The sequence below is a fragment of the Paraburkholderia rhynchosiae genome (assembly GCF_002879865.1).
Taxonomy (GTDB): Bacteria; Pseudomonadota; Gammaproteobacteria; order Burkholderiales; family Burkholderiaceae; genus Paraburkholderia; species Paraburkholderia rhynchosiae.
Window position 1 is genome coordinate 86,338 of sequence record NZ_PNXY01000008.1, and the last position, 17,117, is coordinate 103,454.

Genomic DNA, 17,117 nt, shown 5'->3' on the forward strand with positions numbered 1-17,117 from the left:
GCGTTGCGGACGCTCCGGTGTGAAGCGCGTTGCATTACGACGCGTTGACGGCTTCCTTGAACGCCTTGCCCGCGGTGAACTTCACCGTCTTGGCTGCGGCGATCTGGATTTCGGCACCCGTCGACGGATTGCGGCCCACGCGTGCTGCACGTGCGCCAGTCGAGAAAGAACCGAAACCGACCAGTTGCACCGTATCGCCACCCACCACGGCTTTGGTTACCGCTTCAACGATAGCGTCGATGGTTTGGCCAGTGGCCGCTTTGCTTTCGCCCGTCGCTGCGGCGACTGCATCAATCAGTTCCTGTTTGTTCATAGCACTTCCCGTATGGTAATCATGGAACCGGCGCTACATCTGTCGCGCCGGGACCGACACACTAACGCATAGGCGCGCTTTCGCGCAAACCCCGCGTGTAAGCCTTGTATCACCCGCCCACAGGCGATTTGACGATTTTCTTTTGCAAAGTGCCATAAGAATCGCGCGCTTAGGTGTTTCTCGCGCCTCACCGGCGCGCGCCGCGTATCACAATCCGTTGCAATTTCAGTGCTTTAGCGCAGCCCAAACCGTTTTCAGGCCCATTTTTTACTATGTTAAGGTGCACCGCGACAGGACCGGCATTCGCCTTGCGGCGTGTAATCCGGGCAAGCAATCAGGAGAAAGAAAAAGATGAAGTTTCGCCATATTGCAACAGGGGCGCTACTCGCCGCACTCTTTTGCGCGACTGCCGAGGCCGATGAAACCGCCTGCGCGACGCTCGTCGGCGCGACGGATTCGGCCACGCCTCAGGGTTTCCAGGTACGAGACGGCGAGCCGGTCGACCTTGTCAGCGGCGCAAAAACGGTGCATGGCAAGCTTCTCGTATTCGGCGAAAACGGCGTATTTCGCGCGTACTGGCAACCCGGGGGCAGCGCCGAAAAATACGTTCTGGCGAACGCCGGCGACAACGCCGTGCGCCTCGTTTCCACCCCGCCGCAAGGCAGTCCCGCTACGCACGGCGAACCCGGCACGACACTTGGACCGCAGCGCGTACTGTCATGCCCGAAGCTTTGAGCGGCCGCCTGAAGGTCAAACTTACTGACGGCGAGCTTGGCAGACGCGTCGACGCCCGCCTTCGGAAGTCGTTCCTACCGCCCGTTAGCGTAATCCTGGAGCGCCCGTCTAACGCCCTCAAGCTCCGAGCCACGCATGCCGTTATATCAAGCTTCGTATGCGGCGCAATCGTTAAGGGACGGGAATGGTTGGCTTAACCAGATTGAGGGAAGCGTTGTCTGTTGCCGAAGGAGACCCCGAACTCGTGCGTTCGCAGGTCCAGGCGTTCGGCCGTCAGATTCCTCTTCTCTATTTCATCCTGATCGTCAATACGATGGCCGTCACGATCACGCATCTGCACTGTGCGCCAGCGTGGCTCTGCATCTACGTCCCCGGCGCGCTTTGCATGTTGTGCATTGTGCGATGTGTGCGATGGTGGCGTTCCCGGCATCACGTGCTAACTCACGACAAAGCCGTGCCCGAGTTGCGCAAACTCGTCTGGCTCGCCGGCATTTTAGGCATTGCGTTCACCGCCTGGTCGCTGATGCTCCTGCCATACGGCAACGCCTATCAACAGGCGCAGGTCGCGTTTTACATGGCGACGACCGTGGTGGGATGCGTATTCTGCCTGATGCACTTGCGCGTGGCCGCATTGCTTTTACTGTCGATAGTGATCCTGAGCTTTGCAACGTTCCTAGTGTTCACCGGGTCTCCGGTTTTCATCGCAATGGCGATAGACATGACGCTCGTGGGACTCGCACTTGCTTTCATTATTGAACTGTATTACCGGACGTTTTCAGGTGTCGTGCATGCACAGCGCGAATTGCAGGCGAGTCAGCAAAAAACCCAACGGCTCAGTGACGACAACTTCCGCCTTGCAAGCATCGACAGCCTCACCGATCTGCCCAACCGCCGCAGCTTCTTCGCTTCGCTGCGCGCGTTGTCCGAACAGGCGCTCGGCACGGGCGGCGGGTTCAATGTCGGCCTGATCGATCTTGACGGCTTCAAGCAGGTCAACGATATCTACGGCCATGCGAGCGGCGACCTCGTGCTCCAGGAAGTCGGCCTGCGGCTGCTCGCGCTGGAGGAGCCCGGCATCTTCTTCGCACGGCTCGGCGGCGATGAATTCGGCGTGGTCGCGCAACACAAGCAGTCGAAGGAGACGCTACTCGAATTGGGCCAGCGCATTTGCGACGCGCTCAGTCAGCCCTATCGGGTAGCGGGCAATATCGCGGAACTATCGGGCACGATCGGCTGGGCCGCATTTCCCGATGCCGGCACGACCGTCACCCAGGTGTTCGAACGCGCGGACGCGGCGCTCTACGTCGGCAAGGAAAGCCGCCGCGGCACCGCGGTGATTTTCTCGACGGAACACGAGACACGCATTCGACGCTCGAGCCTCGTCACGCAGGAATTACGTCACGCCGAACTGGAGTCGGAACTCTTTCTGGAGTTTCAACCGATTTCGGATGTCGTCACTAAACGTACGATCGGTCTTGAAGCGCTCGGGCGATGGCACAATCCACGGCTTGGTGCGGTCAAGCCGGAGGAATTCATTCGGATTGCAGAACGCACCGAAGTCATTCTACGCATTACCGAAGTGCTTTTGCACAAGGCACTCGCCGAAGTCCACAACTGGCCGTCCGATCTCTATCTGTCGTTCAATCTTTCCGCCATAGACATTTCGACCTCAGCCCGCGCTCGTCGCCTGATTGATATCGTTGAGGCAAGCGGTGTGCCGCCGCATCGCGTGTCGTTTGAAATTACCGAGACTGCCGTGACCCGCGACTTCGAACAGGCTCGCTCGGCCCTCACGATGATCAAGCAGGCCGGCTGCCGCGTTTCGCTCGACGACTTCGGCACCGGCTATTCGAGCCTCAGCTATGTGCATCGCCTGCCCTTCGACTCGATCAAGATCGATCGCAGTTTCATGACCGACGTGGACTCCAACAGCGCGTCGAAGAAGATCGTCAAGTCGGTACTCGACCTCTGCAAGAATCTTGGGCTCGAATGCGTGGTGGAAGGACTCGAAACCTCGTCGCAGGCGGAAGTGATCAAGGCATTGGGCGCACGCGCGGTGCAAGGCTATCTGTTCAGCCGGCCCATGCGTTCGGGCGCCGTGTCCAGTTATTTGCAGTCGGCGCTCGAACAGGCGAATGCTGCCGAGGCGCAGCGGTAAGTAAATTGCCGTGAGGTGACGCCCCGAAGGTGGCGCGCCGCAAACAGACTATCGGGGCGCGGTGTCGTACTCCAGCTTCGGATACCAATCTCGGCCACGACCGCCGGGTGTCATGTCGAGCACGGTCCAGATCGGCATTACATCAGGAGCGCCACGCGGGTCCTGTCCTGGGTCGGCAGCCCACGGGCCCATTTCCTCGGCCCAAAAATGCCGCACTGTATCGCCGGATCGCGTGAACACATTGAATGCGGGTACGTCGTCGCCATTGGGACCTTCCGCCGCGTAATCGCGATTGAACGTGTTTCCCGCCGACGAATACAGCCGCAAATGCCGCCAGCCACGCTCTTTCCTGAATGCGACGAGCTTCTCTATCGGCGAGCGGCCAATCACCGCAAACGCGACGCGCTGCAGTATGTCGGGCATTTCGCCGTCGTACGCGCTCAGCAGCGAAGTGCACATCGGGCAGGGCCGTTCCCGTTGAGGACCGAACATCCAGTTATAGGTGACGAGTGTGTCGTGCGTGCCGAACATCTCGGAGAGCGTGACGGGTCCTGTTTCGCTTTCGAAACGATAGTTCTCTGGTACGACGCCGCCGGGCGGCAACGCGCGGCGCTGCGCGGCAACCCGTTCGATATGGCGGCGCAATTCGATTTCTTCCGCGAGCAAATCGTTGCGCGCACGGCGATATTCAGCGCTTTCGCCGGGAAAGCGCCGCGGCGAGTCGGCAAGTTCGCGGGCGGGCTTCAGCGTCTGTGCAGATTCGTTCAGGTCAGTCATCAGCCATCTCCTCTGTAAGGAACAGGACAAGGGCGTGCGGATGCGGCTCGCGCATCGCCGCCCATATAGACACGACGAATGAAGCAGTGGTGAATCGACAGCATGGGCACGTCGTTCTGACTTCAGCAGCCAGGACTATTTGGCCGGCGCATCCGACGCGGGTTTCGGCACGCGTCCCATCAAATAGAACTCGTCGTTGGGACGCATCGACATCACATTGGCCATACGATTGGACAAACCGAAGAACGCCGTAATCGCGGCAATGTCCCAGATGTCTTCGTCGGAAAAGCCATGTTCGCGCAAGGTCAGAAAATCGGACTCGTCGACCGTGCCCGATTCACGGCATACCTTTAAAGCAAAATCGAGCATCGCCTTCTGTCGTGCAGTGATGTCCGCCTTGCCATGATTGACGGCAACCTGATCGGCAAGCAACGGCGCCTTTTCGTAAATGCGCAGAATCGCGCCGTGCGCAACAACGCAATAGAGGCAATCGTTTACCGCGCTGGTGGTCACCACGATCATTTCACGTTCGCCCTTCGTGAGGCCGCCCTCCTTCAGCATCAACGCGTCGTGATAGGCGAAGAAGGCGCGAAATTCATCGGGCCGATGTGCGAGCGTGAGAAACACGTTCGGCACGAATCCGGCTTTCTGCTGCACTTCGAGAATGCGCGCGCTGATGTCGTCGGGCCATTCGCTCGGTTCCGGCACGGGGTAGCGGCTGATCGGCTGAAGATTTGCCATGCTGTGTCTCCGTTATAACGCTTCATGTGAAAACGATTGTAGCGCTGGCGCGTTGTGCTGCGTTCGCGCGCGAGCCCGCTCCGGATAAACGCAATCAACTCTTCCCGAACTGCCGGCAATCCGGTATTTTCGATCGATTCATCCTCGATGTGCGAGCGCGTTCATGGACCGTCTGGAAGCAATGTCGATTTTCGTGGCCGCGGCGGAAACCGGGAGTTTTTCGGCCGCCAGCCGCAAACTGAGCACACCGCTGCCTACCGTGAGCCGCAAAGTCGCAGAGCTGGAAGCGCATCTGAACGCGCGCCTTCTGGTGCGCTCCACGCGCAAGCTCACGCTAACTGACGCGGGCGTGGCTTATCTCGCTGCGTGCAAACAGATCCTCGACCAGGTCAACGAAGCCGAAGGGGCCGCAGCGGGCGAGTACAGCACGCCGCGCGGCGAGCTTGTGGTGACAGCGCCGATCGTATTCGGACGGCTGCACATGCTGCCCGTTATCAACGAGTTCCTCACCACTTTCCCCGACATTGCAGTGCGGCTCGTGCTCGCTGACCACAACCTGCATCTGCTGGACGAACATATCGACATCGCATTGCGCATCGGCAAATTGCCCGACAGCAGCATGATCGCGACCCAGGTCGGCACGGTACGCCGCGTGGTCTGCGCGAGTCCCTTGTACCTCGCGCAGAACGGTGGACCGCAAACGCCTGCCGATCTTGCGCGCCTCGCCTGTGTGATTTTCGACTCCTTGCCTTCGGGCTCCGTGTGGACCTTCGCGCCGGGCGGAGGGCAACAGCAAGCCGTGCCAATTCGTCCGCGGCTGTCGGTCAATACGGCGGAAGCGGCCATCGACGCAGCGATTGCCGGCGTGGGGCTGACGAACGTGCTGTCGTATCAGGTAGCGCGCGCCGTCGATGAAGGCGAGCTGAAACTGGTTTTGCGCGACTTCGAATCCGAGCCGGTGCCTGTGAACGTCATGCACACCGGGCAAGGGAAATTGCCACTGAAAACACGCAGTTTTATCGACTTTGCCGTGCCGCGTTTGCGCGCGGCGCTGGCGGAACGGAAGGAAAAGCCGCGAGGGAAAGATGTGGCGCGTGGCAAGCAGAAACGTGCGTCATCGAGCCGATAGCGCTTTAAAGAAGGCACGATAACGACGGCTCGGTCGTCTAGACTTTGCTTCATGGCGGGCACAGGCAACCAACATGCCGGCCGAATTGGAAAGGAGCCACTATGGCCAACGTCTTGCATGATGCCCGCGCGACCATCGTCAAGGTGCGCCCCGACGAGACAATGGCGACTAGCCAGCGCTTGCCGTATTTCGTCGGCATTTCCGCCGGCACTGCCGGAAGCACGGTATTATCGATGTACATGGTCGTCGTGCCGCCAGGGGGCCATGCGGAGCCGCACTGCCACGCCGACTATGAAACGGCGATCTACATGCTCGAAGGCAGGGTCGAGACGCGCTATGGACCCGGCCTGCGCGAATCTGTGATCACCGAGGCGGGCGATTTCCTGTTCATTCCGCCTGGGGTGCCGCATCAACCGTTCAATCTCGACGAGACAGTTGCCGCGCGAGCGATCGTGGCGCGCAATCAGGCGGACGAACATGAGCGCGTCGTGCCGTATGATCCTGCCGCGGACGCGTAGTGCCAAACTGCGCGCAACAGCACAACAACAATCGGGCATTTCGTTACGGCAGTCCGTTGCAGCGCAATCAGGGCTGCGAGCAGCGCCCAGTACCTTTGACCATCATCGCATGCACAGCACGGCTGCTCCCGTGACTCTACCGTCGCGCAGATCGTTCAACGCACGGTTTGCGTCCGTGAGTGCATAGCATGTGGTTTCGATTTGCAGAGGCACGTCGCCCGCGAGTCGCATGAAGGCATGACCGTCGGCGCGCGTGAGATTGGCAACCGAACAGATTCGCCGTTCGCCCCACAAGAGGTCATAGGGAAAGGACGGGATATCGCTCATGTGGATTCCGCCGCATACGACGATGCCGCCCTTGGTCACCGCCTTCAGCGCCGCCGGCACGAGCGCGCCGGCGGGCGCGAAAATGAGCGCGGCGTCGAGTTCTTCTGGCGGAGTCTCGTCGCTGCCGCCGGCCCAGTGCACGCCGAGCCGCAACGCCAGCTGCTGTGCAGCAGTGTCCCCCGGACGCGTCAGCGCGTACACCGTGCGCCCCTGGTAGCGCGCGACCTGCGCGACGATATGAGCCGCTGCGCCGAACCCGTAGATGCCGATTCTGCGCGCGTCGCCCGCCATGCCGAGCGTGCGATAGCCGATCAGGCCCGCGCACAGGAGCGGCGCCGCTTCGACATCGGAATAGCGCTCGGGCAGATGAAAGCAGTAACGGCTATCCGCGACGGTGCGCTCGGCATAGCCGCCGTCGATGGTATAGCCCGTAAAGCCCGGCTCGTTGCACAGGTTCTCGCGGCCGCTCGCGCAATAGCGGCAATGCCCACAGGTGTGGCCCGTCCACGGTACGCCGATGCGGTCGCCCGGCTTGAATCCGTCGACACCGTCGCCCAGCGCCGCCACCGTTCCGACGATTTCATGGCCGGGAATGACAGGCTGTTTCGGATGCGCCAGTTCGCGGTCGATCACATGCAAGTCGGTGCGGCACACTCCGCAAGCATGAATGTCGATCAGCAACTGACCGGCCGCCGGTTGCGGATCGGGCACCTGCATCTCGCGCAGCACCGCGGCGCTTCCGTCGAACACCATTGCGCGCATATCGCTCTCCTTCGCGAGGCGAATAAGCGTGACGCCGCTGGGCGTGCTCGCGGACTTCCCGGCGCCGTTGCGCCAGCCGGATACCTGCCGTTCGACTTACTGGCTCGCGCCCGATGCCGCGCCCATGCGTGGCGCCACCGTGTCGCTCGTCGCGGCCGGCCCACTCATGCCCGCCGTTCCCGCAGTGTCGTTCGAGGCGGTGCGCTTGCACGCCACCGTGCCGCCCGCAAGCGCCGCGATCAACGCGGCCGCTATCACCTTCCTTAGAACTGGTTCCATCATCATCTCCTCACCGGCTGCAGGCCTCGCGCCTGTCGTCGTTGCGCAAGCCCTCAACCACTTCAACACATCGTGCAGAGGTCTGTCACTCTTCTGCACGAACGCTGGAAACCAAGGCGCGACCGGCATGCCGACGCGACACGGCTTCGCAATGCGCGGCCGTCTTCCGTCCCTGTACAAGTTGCAATCGCGTGTAAAAACCGGTAACGAATACACGCTATGCGTTTCGCCCCGTGCATCGCGCGCGCGGACGCCAGATCGCCGATGCGTACCCGCACAGGTGGTTCATTGCTTGCGAGTTCACGTTCAGGGTGAAGTACGGCAACGCATACCGGGGACGCATGCATGACTTGCGCCCGGTCCACCGTGGCCGTCATGCCATCGCATACGTTAGGGAGGAGTCAGCATGCGCAAGACAGACCGGCTGCAGCGCATCGAGGAAATCCAGTTGGCGCTCGCAAGCGCCTTTGAATCGCCAAAATCGCCCAGCGTTGCAAGCTACGACGAAGGGGCTACGCTTTACATCCAGTTGTCGTGGGTTCTCGAATCGCGCGGCGATACGTCTCTCGATGCCCGTTGCGTCGTGACCCTCAGGTTTTCGCAGACGCAAATCGACTCGTACGCGGACATGGACACCGCAAAACGCCAAGTGATCCAACAGCGGCTCAAGGCGGCCGTGCAGAAGCGCTTCGGCGAATCGCAAAGCCCGCCGGCGCGTGAGGGCGACTGCGCGATCGAGATGAATGTCGACGACAGTCTGCTCAATCTGCCCGATGAGCCTTACTCGATCGCACCGTAGCGGCGGTACAGGCGAGCGCCGCGCGTCGCGCAAGGATGCCGCTGTTGCGGGCCGGCTCGCGCGTTGGGTACCGTCCCTCGTGTGGATGCGCGAATATCGGCCCGCTTCCCTGCCGCACGACGCTATCGCCGGCGTGACGCTGAGTGCCGTGCTCGTGCCGGCGGGGATGGCTTATGCCGAGGCGGCGGGAATGCCCTCCGTCACGGGCCTATATGCATCGCTCGTAGCACTGGTCGCTTACGCGCTGTTCGGGCCGAGCCGCATCCTGGTACTCGGACCCGATTCGGCGCTGGTGGCGCTGATTCTCGCCGCTGCCATGCCGCTCGCGCATCGCGGCGGTGCACAAGCGGTCATGCTGGCAGGCGCACTTGCGCTGCTTTCCGGAGGGCTCTGCGTAGCGGTCGGCGTGCTGAAACTCGGCTTTATCGCCGACCTTCTTTCGACGCCGATACGCCACGGCTATCTCAACGGCATCATGCTGACGATCATAATTAGTCAGTTACCCAAACTGTTCGGTTTTCCCGTGAAGGGCGAATCGTTTCTCGCACAGGTGCGCGAACTCGCGCGCGGCGTGATGGCGGGCCAGATCAACGGCATGGCGCTCGCTATCGGCGCGGCTTCGCTTGCAATCATTCTGGCCTGCCGACGCTGGGCGCCGAGAATGCCCGGTGTGCTGATCGCGGTCGCCGCGGCGACACTCGCTGCATCATTCGCCGATCTCGCCGCACGCGCGGGCATTGCAGTCGTCGGTAGTTTGCCGCGCGGTCTGCCATCGATTCAGTTTCCGATGCTCGCGCTCAACGAATGGCTGGCGCTATGCACGACCGCAGCCGCGATTGCGCTCGTCACGCTCACCGACGTCACCATGCTGTCGCAGACTTACGGGCTGCGTAGCGGTGGACATGTCGATCGCAATCAGGAATGTTTCGCCGTGGGCGTCGCGAATGTCGCGGCGGCGCTGTTTCAGGGCTTTCCCGTCAGCGCCAGCGGATCGCGCACGCCGGTTGCCGAGGCCGCGGGAGCAGAAACCCAGGCCACCGGATTGGTGGCGGCCGCGATTGTGTCGGTCCTGCTACTGTTCGCGCCACAAGCGCTGCACAATATGCCGCAAGCCGCGCTTGCTGCTGTCGTCATTGCGGCTTCGCTGGCATTGCTGGAAACACGCGGCGTGCTGCGGCTCTACCGGCTTCGGCGTGGTGAACTCGTTCAGGCATTGGTCTGTTTCCTCGGCGTCGTGCTATCCGGCGTCGTGGCCGGTGTGGGTATCGCGTTAGCGCTGGCCGTGCTGATGTTTCTCTGGCGCGCGTGGCGGCCCTATGCAGCGGTGCTCGGGCGCGTGGACGGCGTAAAGGGCTATCACGACATCTCGCGGCATCCCGACGCCCGGCGCATTCCTGGCCTCGTGCTGCTGCGCTGGGATGCGCCGTTATTCTTCGCGAACGCGCAGATCTTTCGCGAACGCGTGCGGCGCGCAATCGACGACGCACCGGACGCGACTCGCTGGATCGTCATTGCCGCGGAGCCGGTGACCGACATCGACGTCACCGCTGCCGACATGCTGGCCGAACTCGACGAAGAACTCGACGCCATGCAGGTTCAACTCTGCTTTGCGGAATTGAAGGGGCCGGTCAAAGACAGCCTCAAACGCTATGGAATTTTCGAGCGTATCGGCGAGCGCTATTTCATGCCGACCGTGGGGCGCGCGGTCGGCGATTATCTGAAGGCGAATCGCGTCGAGTGGCACGACTGGGAAGACGACGCGTAATTGCGTTCACACTGACGCAAGCACTTGCAACTGATGCGCGGCGAACATGGGATCTTGAATTCGCAGACGTCCATGGGCGGAGGTCGACCATCTTCTCATGCAGCCGTGCCGGGCAGGCCAACTCCTCAAGCAATGCGCGACCCGGCTAGAAGGTGTGCTGAATGCCCACGCCATACGTGCTGCCGGACGGATTGGCCGTGAGCTTGTCGTATGAATACACCGTGTACACCAAAGTACGCTTAGAAAGAATGTATTCGTACGCCAGGCTACCGGTATTGCGCACATTGCTGCGATTGAGCGGCGCGCTGTGTTCCGTGCGCGCCCATTCGGCGAGGATCAGATTCGACGGCGTGAGCGGCACCGAAACGCCGAGCTCATAAGTGTGCGAGCCGGTCTCCACGTTGTTGTTGCTCGTCATTTGCGCGGCGCCGTACACCTTCATGAACTTCGCGTCGTACGCCGCGCCAGCGAGATAAAGGTACTGCCCAGTCGATGGCGTGACCGCCGCGGTCCGCACGCGCTGCGCCGAGAAGACCGCCGTGAGCGGTCCTTTCGCATACGTTAAATGCAGGCCGATGTTGTCGCGCCCCTGGTGTCCCGTCGTGCTGCTTACGCTATAAATGGCTGTACCCGTGAGCCCGCCGTAATTCGGCGATACGTATTCGATTGCGTTTTGCCAGACCGTATCGCCAATCACCGTGTTGCTATAGCTCGCCGTGTACGACTGCACGATCAATGGCGAAAAGACCACTGACGAGCCGAATGGATTAACGAGTTGCTGGTTGATATAAGTCGGGTTCGTTTGCTCGCCGAACTTGAACGTGCCGTAAGCGCCAGTGAGTCCGACATAGGCGTTGCGCGAGAAAAGCCCGTCGGTCGTATTGCGTCCCATCTGCCCGGTGTTCGGCCTGAAAAAACTTTCGAGGCTGAAAATCACCGCATTGCCGCCGCCAATGTCCTCGCGGCCGCGAATGCCCCAGAACGATGTGGTCAATCCTCCACCACCTAACTGCACGGTACTCGCGCGCGTCGTGCTGAGTTTGGAACTGTCGATATACATGCCGATCAAGCCGTACATCTGCACCGACGAAGACGAGATCGACGCTGCGCCCGCCGTGGCTTGTGAAGAGTCGGCGTGAGCGACGCCGCTCGTCGCTGCAAGCAGGGCCGTTGCCATGCATACCGTGTTGAAATGTGACCCGCGGCGCGTGTCGTCTGTCTTTATATCCATGGATGGTGTCTCCAGACCGGATTGTATTTTTTGAGCGCAAGTGTCTCCTGCTGCGGGACGCGATGGCGCACGCAGACCGAGAGACGCCTGGATGTTTTACAGCGGCTATACCGTCAATTCACGCGGCGGACTCATGCGGTTAATCCACGCGTCGGCGCGACATACCGGCATTCAGCTTCGAACGGTCGAGCTCGTGTTCCCATGCCGAGACCACCAGCGTCGCGACGCCGTTGCCTATCGTGTTCGCAATCGCGAGACCTGTACCCATGAAACGGTGGATGCCCAAAATCAGCACCATGCCCGATACTGGAATCAGCGGGAAAACCAGCAGCGTCGATGTCAGCATCACGAATGCGGCGCCCGCCACGCCGCTCGCCCCTTTGGACGTCAGCATCGCCACGCCGACGAGCGTTAATTGCTGCGTGAGACTGAGTTCGATATTGAACGCCTGTGCGATGAAGAGCACGGCCATCGTCAGATAAATGTTGGTGCCGTCGAGATTGAACGAATAGCCTGCGGGAATGACGAGTCCGACAACCGATTTCGAGCAGCCAAGGCGCTCGAGCTTTTCGAGCATCTGCGGGAGCGCGGCTTCCGATGAACTGGTGCCTAGCACAATCAGGATCTCTTCGCGGATATAGCTCATGAAGCGCAGAATGCTGAAGCCGAGCATCCGCGAAATCGCGCCGAGCACCACCATCACGAATACGACCAGCGTCGCGTAGAAAGCGCCGATCAGTTTGAGCAACGGCACAACTGCGCCGATTCCATAGGTGCCTATCGTGAACGCAATCGAGCCGAACGCACCGATCGCCGCGACCTTCATGATGATGTGAACGATGCCGAAAAATGTATGAGCAAAGTAGTCGATCATCGCCACGAGCGGGCGCCCCCGCTCCCCAGTCGCGGCGAGCGCCGCGCCGAACAGCACTGAAATCAGCAGGATCTGCAGCACATTGCCCGATGCGAACGCGCCGGTCACAGTGTCCGGAATGATGTGCATCAGAAACTCGACGGTGTTCTGCTGATGCGCGGCAGTGGTGTAACCGGCAAGCGCTTTTGTATCGATGGTGGCCGGATTCAGATTGAAGCCTGCTCCCGGATGAAACATATGCCCGGCCAGGAGCCCGACCACGAGTGAGAGGGTCGACACGATTTCGAAGTACAGCAGCGCCTTGCCGCCTACTCGCCCGACTTTCTTCATGTCGCCCATTCCGGCGATGCCGGTCACCACCGTGCAGAAGATGATCGGGCCGATCACCATCTTGATGAGCTTGATGAACGCGTCGCCAAGCGGCTTCATCTTCACGGCGAGCGACGGCGCGAAATGCCCGAGCAGCACGCCGATCATGATCGCGACGAACACGTGAAAATAGAGCGTTCGATAGAACGGCTTCTTTGCGCCTGGCGCGGACGAGGTCATGACGGCACTCTCGCTCATGACGTCGCTCCGGAACGGTTAGTGCGGGGATTGGTGTTGGTCATCGTTGTCTCCTGTCGACCAGAGTTGACGCTTTACGCGTCTCACTCCGATCCAATGCAAAGCCGGAATATCAGCGGAAAGACGATACGCTTTGCTTTCCGTTTGCCTGCCATCTTCGCGCGGCAGTTCAAAACATGAGTGAGGCGGCGGCTTCGCTTAGAAGCCGTAAAGTCGTGCGGGGTTGGTCACCACCAGCTTTTCCCGCAATGCCTCATCCGGACAGAAGCGGAACAGCAGATCCACCAGTTCGCCGTCGTTGGGCATGTCCCTACTGATGTTCGGATGAGGCCAGTCCGTGCCCCACAGTACACGGTCGGGCGCGGCTTCGATCAGCGTTTGAGCAAATGGAATCGCATCGTCGAAAGGCCGGCGGCCAGACGATACGCGTTCCGAACCGCATACCTTGACCCATGCGAGCGGATTGCGCATCAAATCGAGCAGTTGGCGAAACGGCTGCTGATCGAGTCCCGCCTCGGCGCGCACGCGACCCATGTGATCGATCACGAACGGCACTTTGATGCGCGCGATCCGCTCGGCGTATTGCAGAATGTCCTGCGCATCGAGATGCAGCACGACGTGCCAACCGAGCCGTTCGATACGTTCGAGTACGCGGTCGAACACGTCGGGATCCGGCGCCCCGCCGAGATGCGCGACGAAGTTGAAGCGCACACCGCGCACACCACGTGCGTCCAGGTCGGCGAGTTGTTCATCCGTGATATCGCCGTCGACAATCGCGACGCCGCGATAACGGCCGTTGCCGCGAGCAATCGCATCGAGCATCGCCGTATTGTCGGTGCCGTGACAGCTTGCCTGCACGATTACACCGCGGCTCAGGCCGAGAAAATCGTGCAACGCGACCAGTTGCTGGAAAGGCGCGTCGGGCGGCGTATAGCTGCGATCCGGCGCATACGGGAAAACGGCGGCGGGACCGAAGACATGGCAATGCGCGTCGCAAGCGCCGGCAGGCAACCGCTGGGCGGGCTGAACAGGACGGGAATCGGGTGGCAAACAGGATTTCATGGAGCTTCGTCTCGATCTTGATGGCCGCGCGGCGCGGGCTCTGTCTGTAAGCTGGAGTAAGCGGATTGTGGCTGCGGGAGCCGGCCGATACAATCGCTATACCAAACTAGCTGATATGTGATTTACACATACCTCGGACAAATGGACCTCAAACAGCTGGAAGCGTTTGTACATGTGGCCGAACTCGGCAGCTTCACGCGCGCCGCCATTACGCTCGACACCAACCAGCCCGCCCTGAGCCGGCTCGTGCGCCAACTCGAAGTCGAACTTCGCCACACGCTGCTCGAGCGCAATGGCCGCGGCGTCGCACTCACGCCGGCCGGCCAGCGCATGCTGGCTCATTCGAAAGGGATCCTCTCGCAGGTGCAGCGCGCATCGCAGGACCTCGACGAATTGCGCGGCACCGTCGGCGGCCATTTTTGCATTGGCATTACGCCGAGCTTCGCGAAGGTCGCGACCAATGAACTGGTGCGCAGTTTTCGCAAGTCTTTCCCTGGCGCGACTATTTCGGTTGCGGAAGGTCTGTCGACGTATCTGATCGAATGGCTGATGATGGGTCGCGTCGACGTCGCGGTTCTTTACGACACGTTCGATACACCGTTGATCGACAAGCGCACGGTATTCACCGAAGAGCTATTCCTGATCGGCGCGGACGATGGTGAAACGCACGAAACATCCGCGCTTGAACCCGTCGCGACGATTGCATTGCGAGATATCCCACGCTATCCGCTGGTGATTCCCGGCCGCATGCATGCAATCAGGCGCATGGTTGAATCGGTCGCGGCGGAGCAAGGCGTGAGGCTGAACATCGAGCTGGAAGTGGATGCCGTGTCGTCGATTCTCGATCTTGTCAGCGAGGGCATCGGCTACGCGGTGCTGCCGCTCAATGCGACCGTGAGCGATGCGCTCAAGCGGCGCTTTCGCGTAATCCGCATTACCGAGCCGACTTTATTCAGCCGGCTTGCTATCGCGACGAGCAGCAAGCACACGCTGTCACAACTGGCGGTTCAGGCCATTGCAATGCTCGAAGCGCAAGCCTTGCCTCTCTATAGCGCGGTTCGCAGCAAGTAAGAAAAGAGAAGACAGTCGAGCCGGACTGACGGCGCTGGCACGCCGTATAAAAAACTGCTCCATCTTCTTGTTGTGAGTGCAAAGACGCATGGCTTATGTCGGAGCGCGACCATAGCATGCGCATGCGGTGGAAAATGCCGGCGCAAAGGACTCGAAAGAATCGCGGCGCCTCTGCCCATTCCTCCTCTCGCCATGCTCTGCCCGCTTCACCAGCGTTAGCGGCGATTGCCCGCTATTAACGACGACACACGGCAACATTGGAGCAACATCGGGACACATCGCGCCAACATCACACGATTACTGCTGCTGCGGCCAGAATATCCGCAGAGCATTATCAGCGCGCGACGCTTGCCGCTTTGCTATTGTCGGCCGCCAATACGATACTAATGACCTGTTCGTATGTTCGCTCTCGAGGAACCGCCGATGACCGCCTTACTCACTCCGGAATTCGCTTCCAAATTCGCCAAACTCGCGCTTGCCCATCTCACGCGCGAATACCCGAACAAACTGACGCATTCGCTCGCCGGTCCCGAGGACGTGCAAGGCCCTCGTGCGTTGCATCCGATTTTTTACGGCAGCTACGACTGGCATTCGTGCGTACACGGCTACTGGTTGATTCTTCATCTCCTTGAGCGCTTTCCGGATCTGCCCGAAGCGGCACGCATTGTCGCGGTAGTCGACGAGCATTTCACCGCGGTGAATGTGGCGGGCGAACGCGCATATCTCGAACTGCCGCACAACCTCGGGTTCGAGCGGCCCTATGGTTGGGCCTGGTTGCTCGCGTTGAGCGCGCAACTCAATTCGTTGAAGCTCTCCGACGCCGCGCGCTGGTCGAAAACGTTCGCGCCGCTCACCGAGATTTTTGTCGAACGATTCGAGACGTTCCTGCCGAAAGCTACTTATCCGCTGCGCGTCGGCACGCATTTCAACATGGCGTTCGCCCTCGCACTCACGCTGGACTTCGCACGGCAAACGTCGCGCGATTCACTGGAAGCGCTGATCGTCAGCACCGCCGAGCGCTGGTTTCTGCACGACGTAGGATGCCAGGCATGGGAACCTGCCGGCGACGAATTTCTGTCGCCTTCGCTGATGGAAGCCGAATTGATGAGGCGCGTGTTGCCGCCCGCGCAATTCGTCGACTGGTTCGGCCGCTTTCTGCCGGACCTCGGCGCGAAGAAGCCCGCTACGCTGTTCGAACCCGTCACCGTGACTGACCGCACCGACGGCAAGATTGCTCACCTTGACGGCCTTAACCTGAGCCGCGCATGGTGCCAACGCTCGCTGGCCCGCGCGCTGCCGGCCGGCGACATTCGCCGGACTGTGCTGCTCGATTCAGCCGAGCGGCACTTGCATAGCGCGCTGCCTCATGTAGCCGGAGACTACATGGGCGAGCATTGGCTCGGCACGTTCGCCACGCTCGCATTGGAGGCTTGATGAAAGTACTCGCCGGCTGGCATTGAGACGATAACTGAGCCGACAACTGAGTCGACCAATAGGTCGACCAGTGAGCCGGCAACCAGGCCGGCTTCGCGTATCATTGTCCCGAAAGTTTCTTGGGCTTCGCCGGCGCCTGAACCTTGTTGTACTGGAACTCGGGCGTCGCCTTCAAGGCCGCCTTTGTTGCGCCGGCGAGATAGAAATTCCCCGAACGAATGTCGAGCGCGGCGATAGGCACGGCCACATCGTGCGACGCAACGCCGAGGAAGCCGCCGGCCGCGACGATTGCAGCGGACAGGGAGCCGTCTGGTGCAACCACCAGATCGCGGATTGAACCGATCTTCTCGTTCTGATCGTTGTACACCGCCTTGCCGAGAATGCTCTTCTTCACGCTCCAGCCGCTCAGCAGTGCATTGGACTGCTCGACTGTCACGCTAAGCGGTTGTGTGCCGGCGACTTGCGCGTGCGCGCCGAAGCTCGTTGCAGCTACCGCGACGGCCACCAGAAGTTTGCCCAAAGTCATTTGATCTACTCCGATTTTTAGAAGACTTGACCGGCGCATGAACGCGCCG

Annotated in this window: 17 protein-coding genes; 8 read left to right on the forward strand and 9 right to left on the reverse strand. The window is 60.8% G+C overall.

Annotation, left to right across the window (positions count from 1 at the left end; all coding sequences use genetic code 11):
• Positions 1-34: 34 nt before the first annotated feature.
• Positions 35-313 (reverse strand): HU family DNA-binding protein, encoded by a 279-nt coding sequence (locus C0Z16_RS13515; RefSeq protein ID WP_006049832.1) that lies wholly within the window; start codon positions 311-313, stop codon positions 35-37.
• Between the two features lie 351 nt (positions 314-664).
• Between C0Z16_RS13515 and C0Z16_RS13520 the strand changes: the two genes are divergently transcribed.
• Together C0Z16_RS13520 and C0Z16_RS13525 are read left to right on the forward strand one after the other, a co-directional pair.
• Positions 665-1,048 (forward strand): hypothetical protein, encoded by a 384-nt coding sequence (locus tag C0Z16_RS13520; protein ID WP_102632663.1) that lies wholly within the window; start codon positions 665-667, stop codon positions 1,046-1,048.
• Between the two features lie 184 nt (positions 1,049-1,232).
• Entirely contained in the window at positions 1,233-3,206 is a 1,974-nt protein-coding gene (locus tag C0Z16_RS13525; protein ID WP_102632664.1) for a putative bifunctional diguanylate cyclase/phosphodiesterase, read from the forward strand.
• Positions 3,207-3,254: 48 nt separating this feature from the next.
• Here C0Z16_RS13525 and C0Z16_RS13530 read toward each other — a convergent pair whose 3' ends face one another.
• On the reverse strand, positions 3,255-3,983 hold the full coding sequence (locus C0Z16_RS13530) for a DUF899 family protein (RefSeq protein ID WP_102632665.1): 729 nt from the start codon (positions 3,981-3,983) through the stop codon (positions 3,255-3,257).
• Between the two features lie 135 nt (positions 3,984-4,118).
• On the reverse strand, positions 4,119-4,724 hold the full coding sequence (locus tag C0Z16_RS13535; protein ID WP_102632666.1) for a peroxidase-related enzyme: 606 nt from the start codon (positions 4,722-4,724) through the stop codon (positions 4,119-4,121).
• A 163-nt stretch (positions 4,725-4,887) separates the two neighbouring features.
• Between C0Z16_RS13535 and C0Z16_RS13540 the strand changes: the two genes are divergently transcribed.
• Together C0Z16_RS13540 and C0Z16_RS13545 are read left to right on the forward strand one after the other, a co-directional pair.
• Positions 4,888-5,853, forward strand: a complete 966-nt coding sequence (locus C0Z16_RS13540; protein WP_102632667.1) for a LysR family transcriptional regulator — start codon at positions 4,888-4,890, stop codon at positions 5,851-5,853.
• A 101-nt stretch (positions 5,854-5,954) separates the two neighbouring features.
• On the forward strand, positions 5,955-6,371 hold the full coding sequence (locus C0Z16_RS13545; RefSeq protein WP_102632668.1) for a cupin domain-containing protein: 417 nt from the start codon (positions 5,955-5,957) through the stop codon (positions 6,369-6,371).
• 102 nt (positions 6,372-6,473) lie between these two features.
• On the opposite strand, the gene C0Z16_RS13550 is transcribed toward C0Z16_RS13545, so the two are convergent.
• Both C0Z16_RS13550 and C0Z16_RS13555 read right to left on the reverse strand, forming a co-directional pair.
• Positions 6,474-7,460 (reverse strand): zinc-dependent alcohol dehydrogenase family protein, encoded by a 987-nt coding sequence (locus tag C0Z16_RS13550; RefSeq protein WP_102632669.1) that lies wholly within the window; start codon positions 7,458-7,460, stop codon positions 6,474-6,476.
• A gap of 96 nt (positions 7,461-7,556) precedes the next feature.
• Entirely contained in the window at positions 7,557-7,739 is a 183-nt protein-coding gene (locus C0Z16_RS13555; protein WP_102632670.1) for a hypothetical protein, read from the reverse strand.
• Positions 7,740-8,145: 406 nt separating this feature from the next.
• On the opposite strand from C0Z16_RS13555, the gene C0Z16_RS13560 reads away from it, so the two are divergent.
• Positions 8,146-8,538 carry a hypothetical protein gene (locus tag C0Z16_RS13560; RefSeq protein ID WP_102632671.1) on the forward strand — a complete coding sequence of 131 codons (393 nt, stop codon included), beginning with the start codon at positions 8,146-8,148 and terminating at the stop codon, positions 8,536-8,538.
• On the forward strand, positions 8,513-10,303 hold the full coding sequence (locus C0Z16_RS13565) for a SulP family inorganic anion transporter (protein WP_102632672.1): 1,791 nt from the start codon (positions 8,513-8,515) through the stop codon (positions 10,301-10,303). The genes C0Z16_RS13560 and C0Z16_RS13565 overlap by 26 nt, the downstream gene beginning before the upstream one ends.
• A 145-nt stretch (positions 10,304-10,448) precedes the next feature.
• On the opposite strand, the gene C0Z16_RS13570 is transcribed toward C0Z16_RS13565, so the two are convergent.
• From C0Z16_RS13570 to C0Z16_RS13580, 3 genes are all read right to left on the reverse strand, one after another.
• The gene (locus tag C0Z16_RS13570; RefSeq protein ID WP_102632673.1) at positions 10,449-11,534 is read right to left on the reverse strand and encodes a porin; all 1,086 of its coding nucleotides are present in this window, start codon (positions 11,532-11,534) and stop codon (positions 10,449-10,451) included.
• Between the two features lie 139 nt (positions 11,535-11,673).
• Positions 11,674-12,975 (reverse strand): dicarboxylate/amino acid:cation symporter, encoded by a 1,302-nt coding sequence (locus C0Z16_RS13575; RefSeq protein WP_102632674.1) that lies wholly within the window; start codon positions 12,973-12,975, stop codon positions 11,674-11,676.
• Between the two features lie 198 nt (positions 12,976-13,173).
• Entirely contained in the window at positions 13,174-14,037 is an 864-nt protein-coding gene (locus tag C0Z16_RS13580) for an amidohydrolase family protein (protein ID WP_102632675.1), read from the reverse strand.
• Between the two features lie 141 nt (positions 14,038-14,178).
• On the opposite strand from C0Z16_RS13580, the gene C0Z16_RS13585 reads away from it, so the two are divergent.
• Together C0Z16_RS13585 and C0Z16_RS13590 are read left to right on the forward strand one after the other, a co-directional pair.
• The gene (locus tag C0Z16_RS13585; protein ID WP_102632676.1) at positions 14,179-15,108 is read left to right on the forward strand and encodes a LysR family transcriptional regulator; all 930 of its coding nucleotides are present in this window, start codon (positions 14,179-14,181) and stop codon (positions 15,106-15,108) included.
• A gap of 423 nt (positions 15,109-15,531) precedes the next feature.
• Positions 15,532-16,542, forward strand: coding sequence for a DUF2891 domain-containing protein (locus tag C0Z16_RS13590; protein ID WP_102632828.1), 1,011 nt, complete (start codon positions 15,532-15,534; stop codon positions 16,540-16,542).
• A 100-nt stretch (positions 16,543-16,642) separates the two neighbouring features.
• Here C0Z16_RS13590 and C0Z16_RS13595 read toward each other — a convergent pair whose 3' ends face one another.
• Complete coding sequence (locus C0Z16_RS13595) at positions 16,643-17,068, reverse strand: PRC-barrel domain-containing protein (RefSeq protein ID WP_102632677.1); 426 nt, start codon at positions 17,066-17,068, stop codon at positions 16,643-16,645.
• Positions 17,069-17,117: the final 49 nt, after the last annotated feature.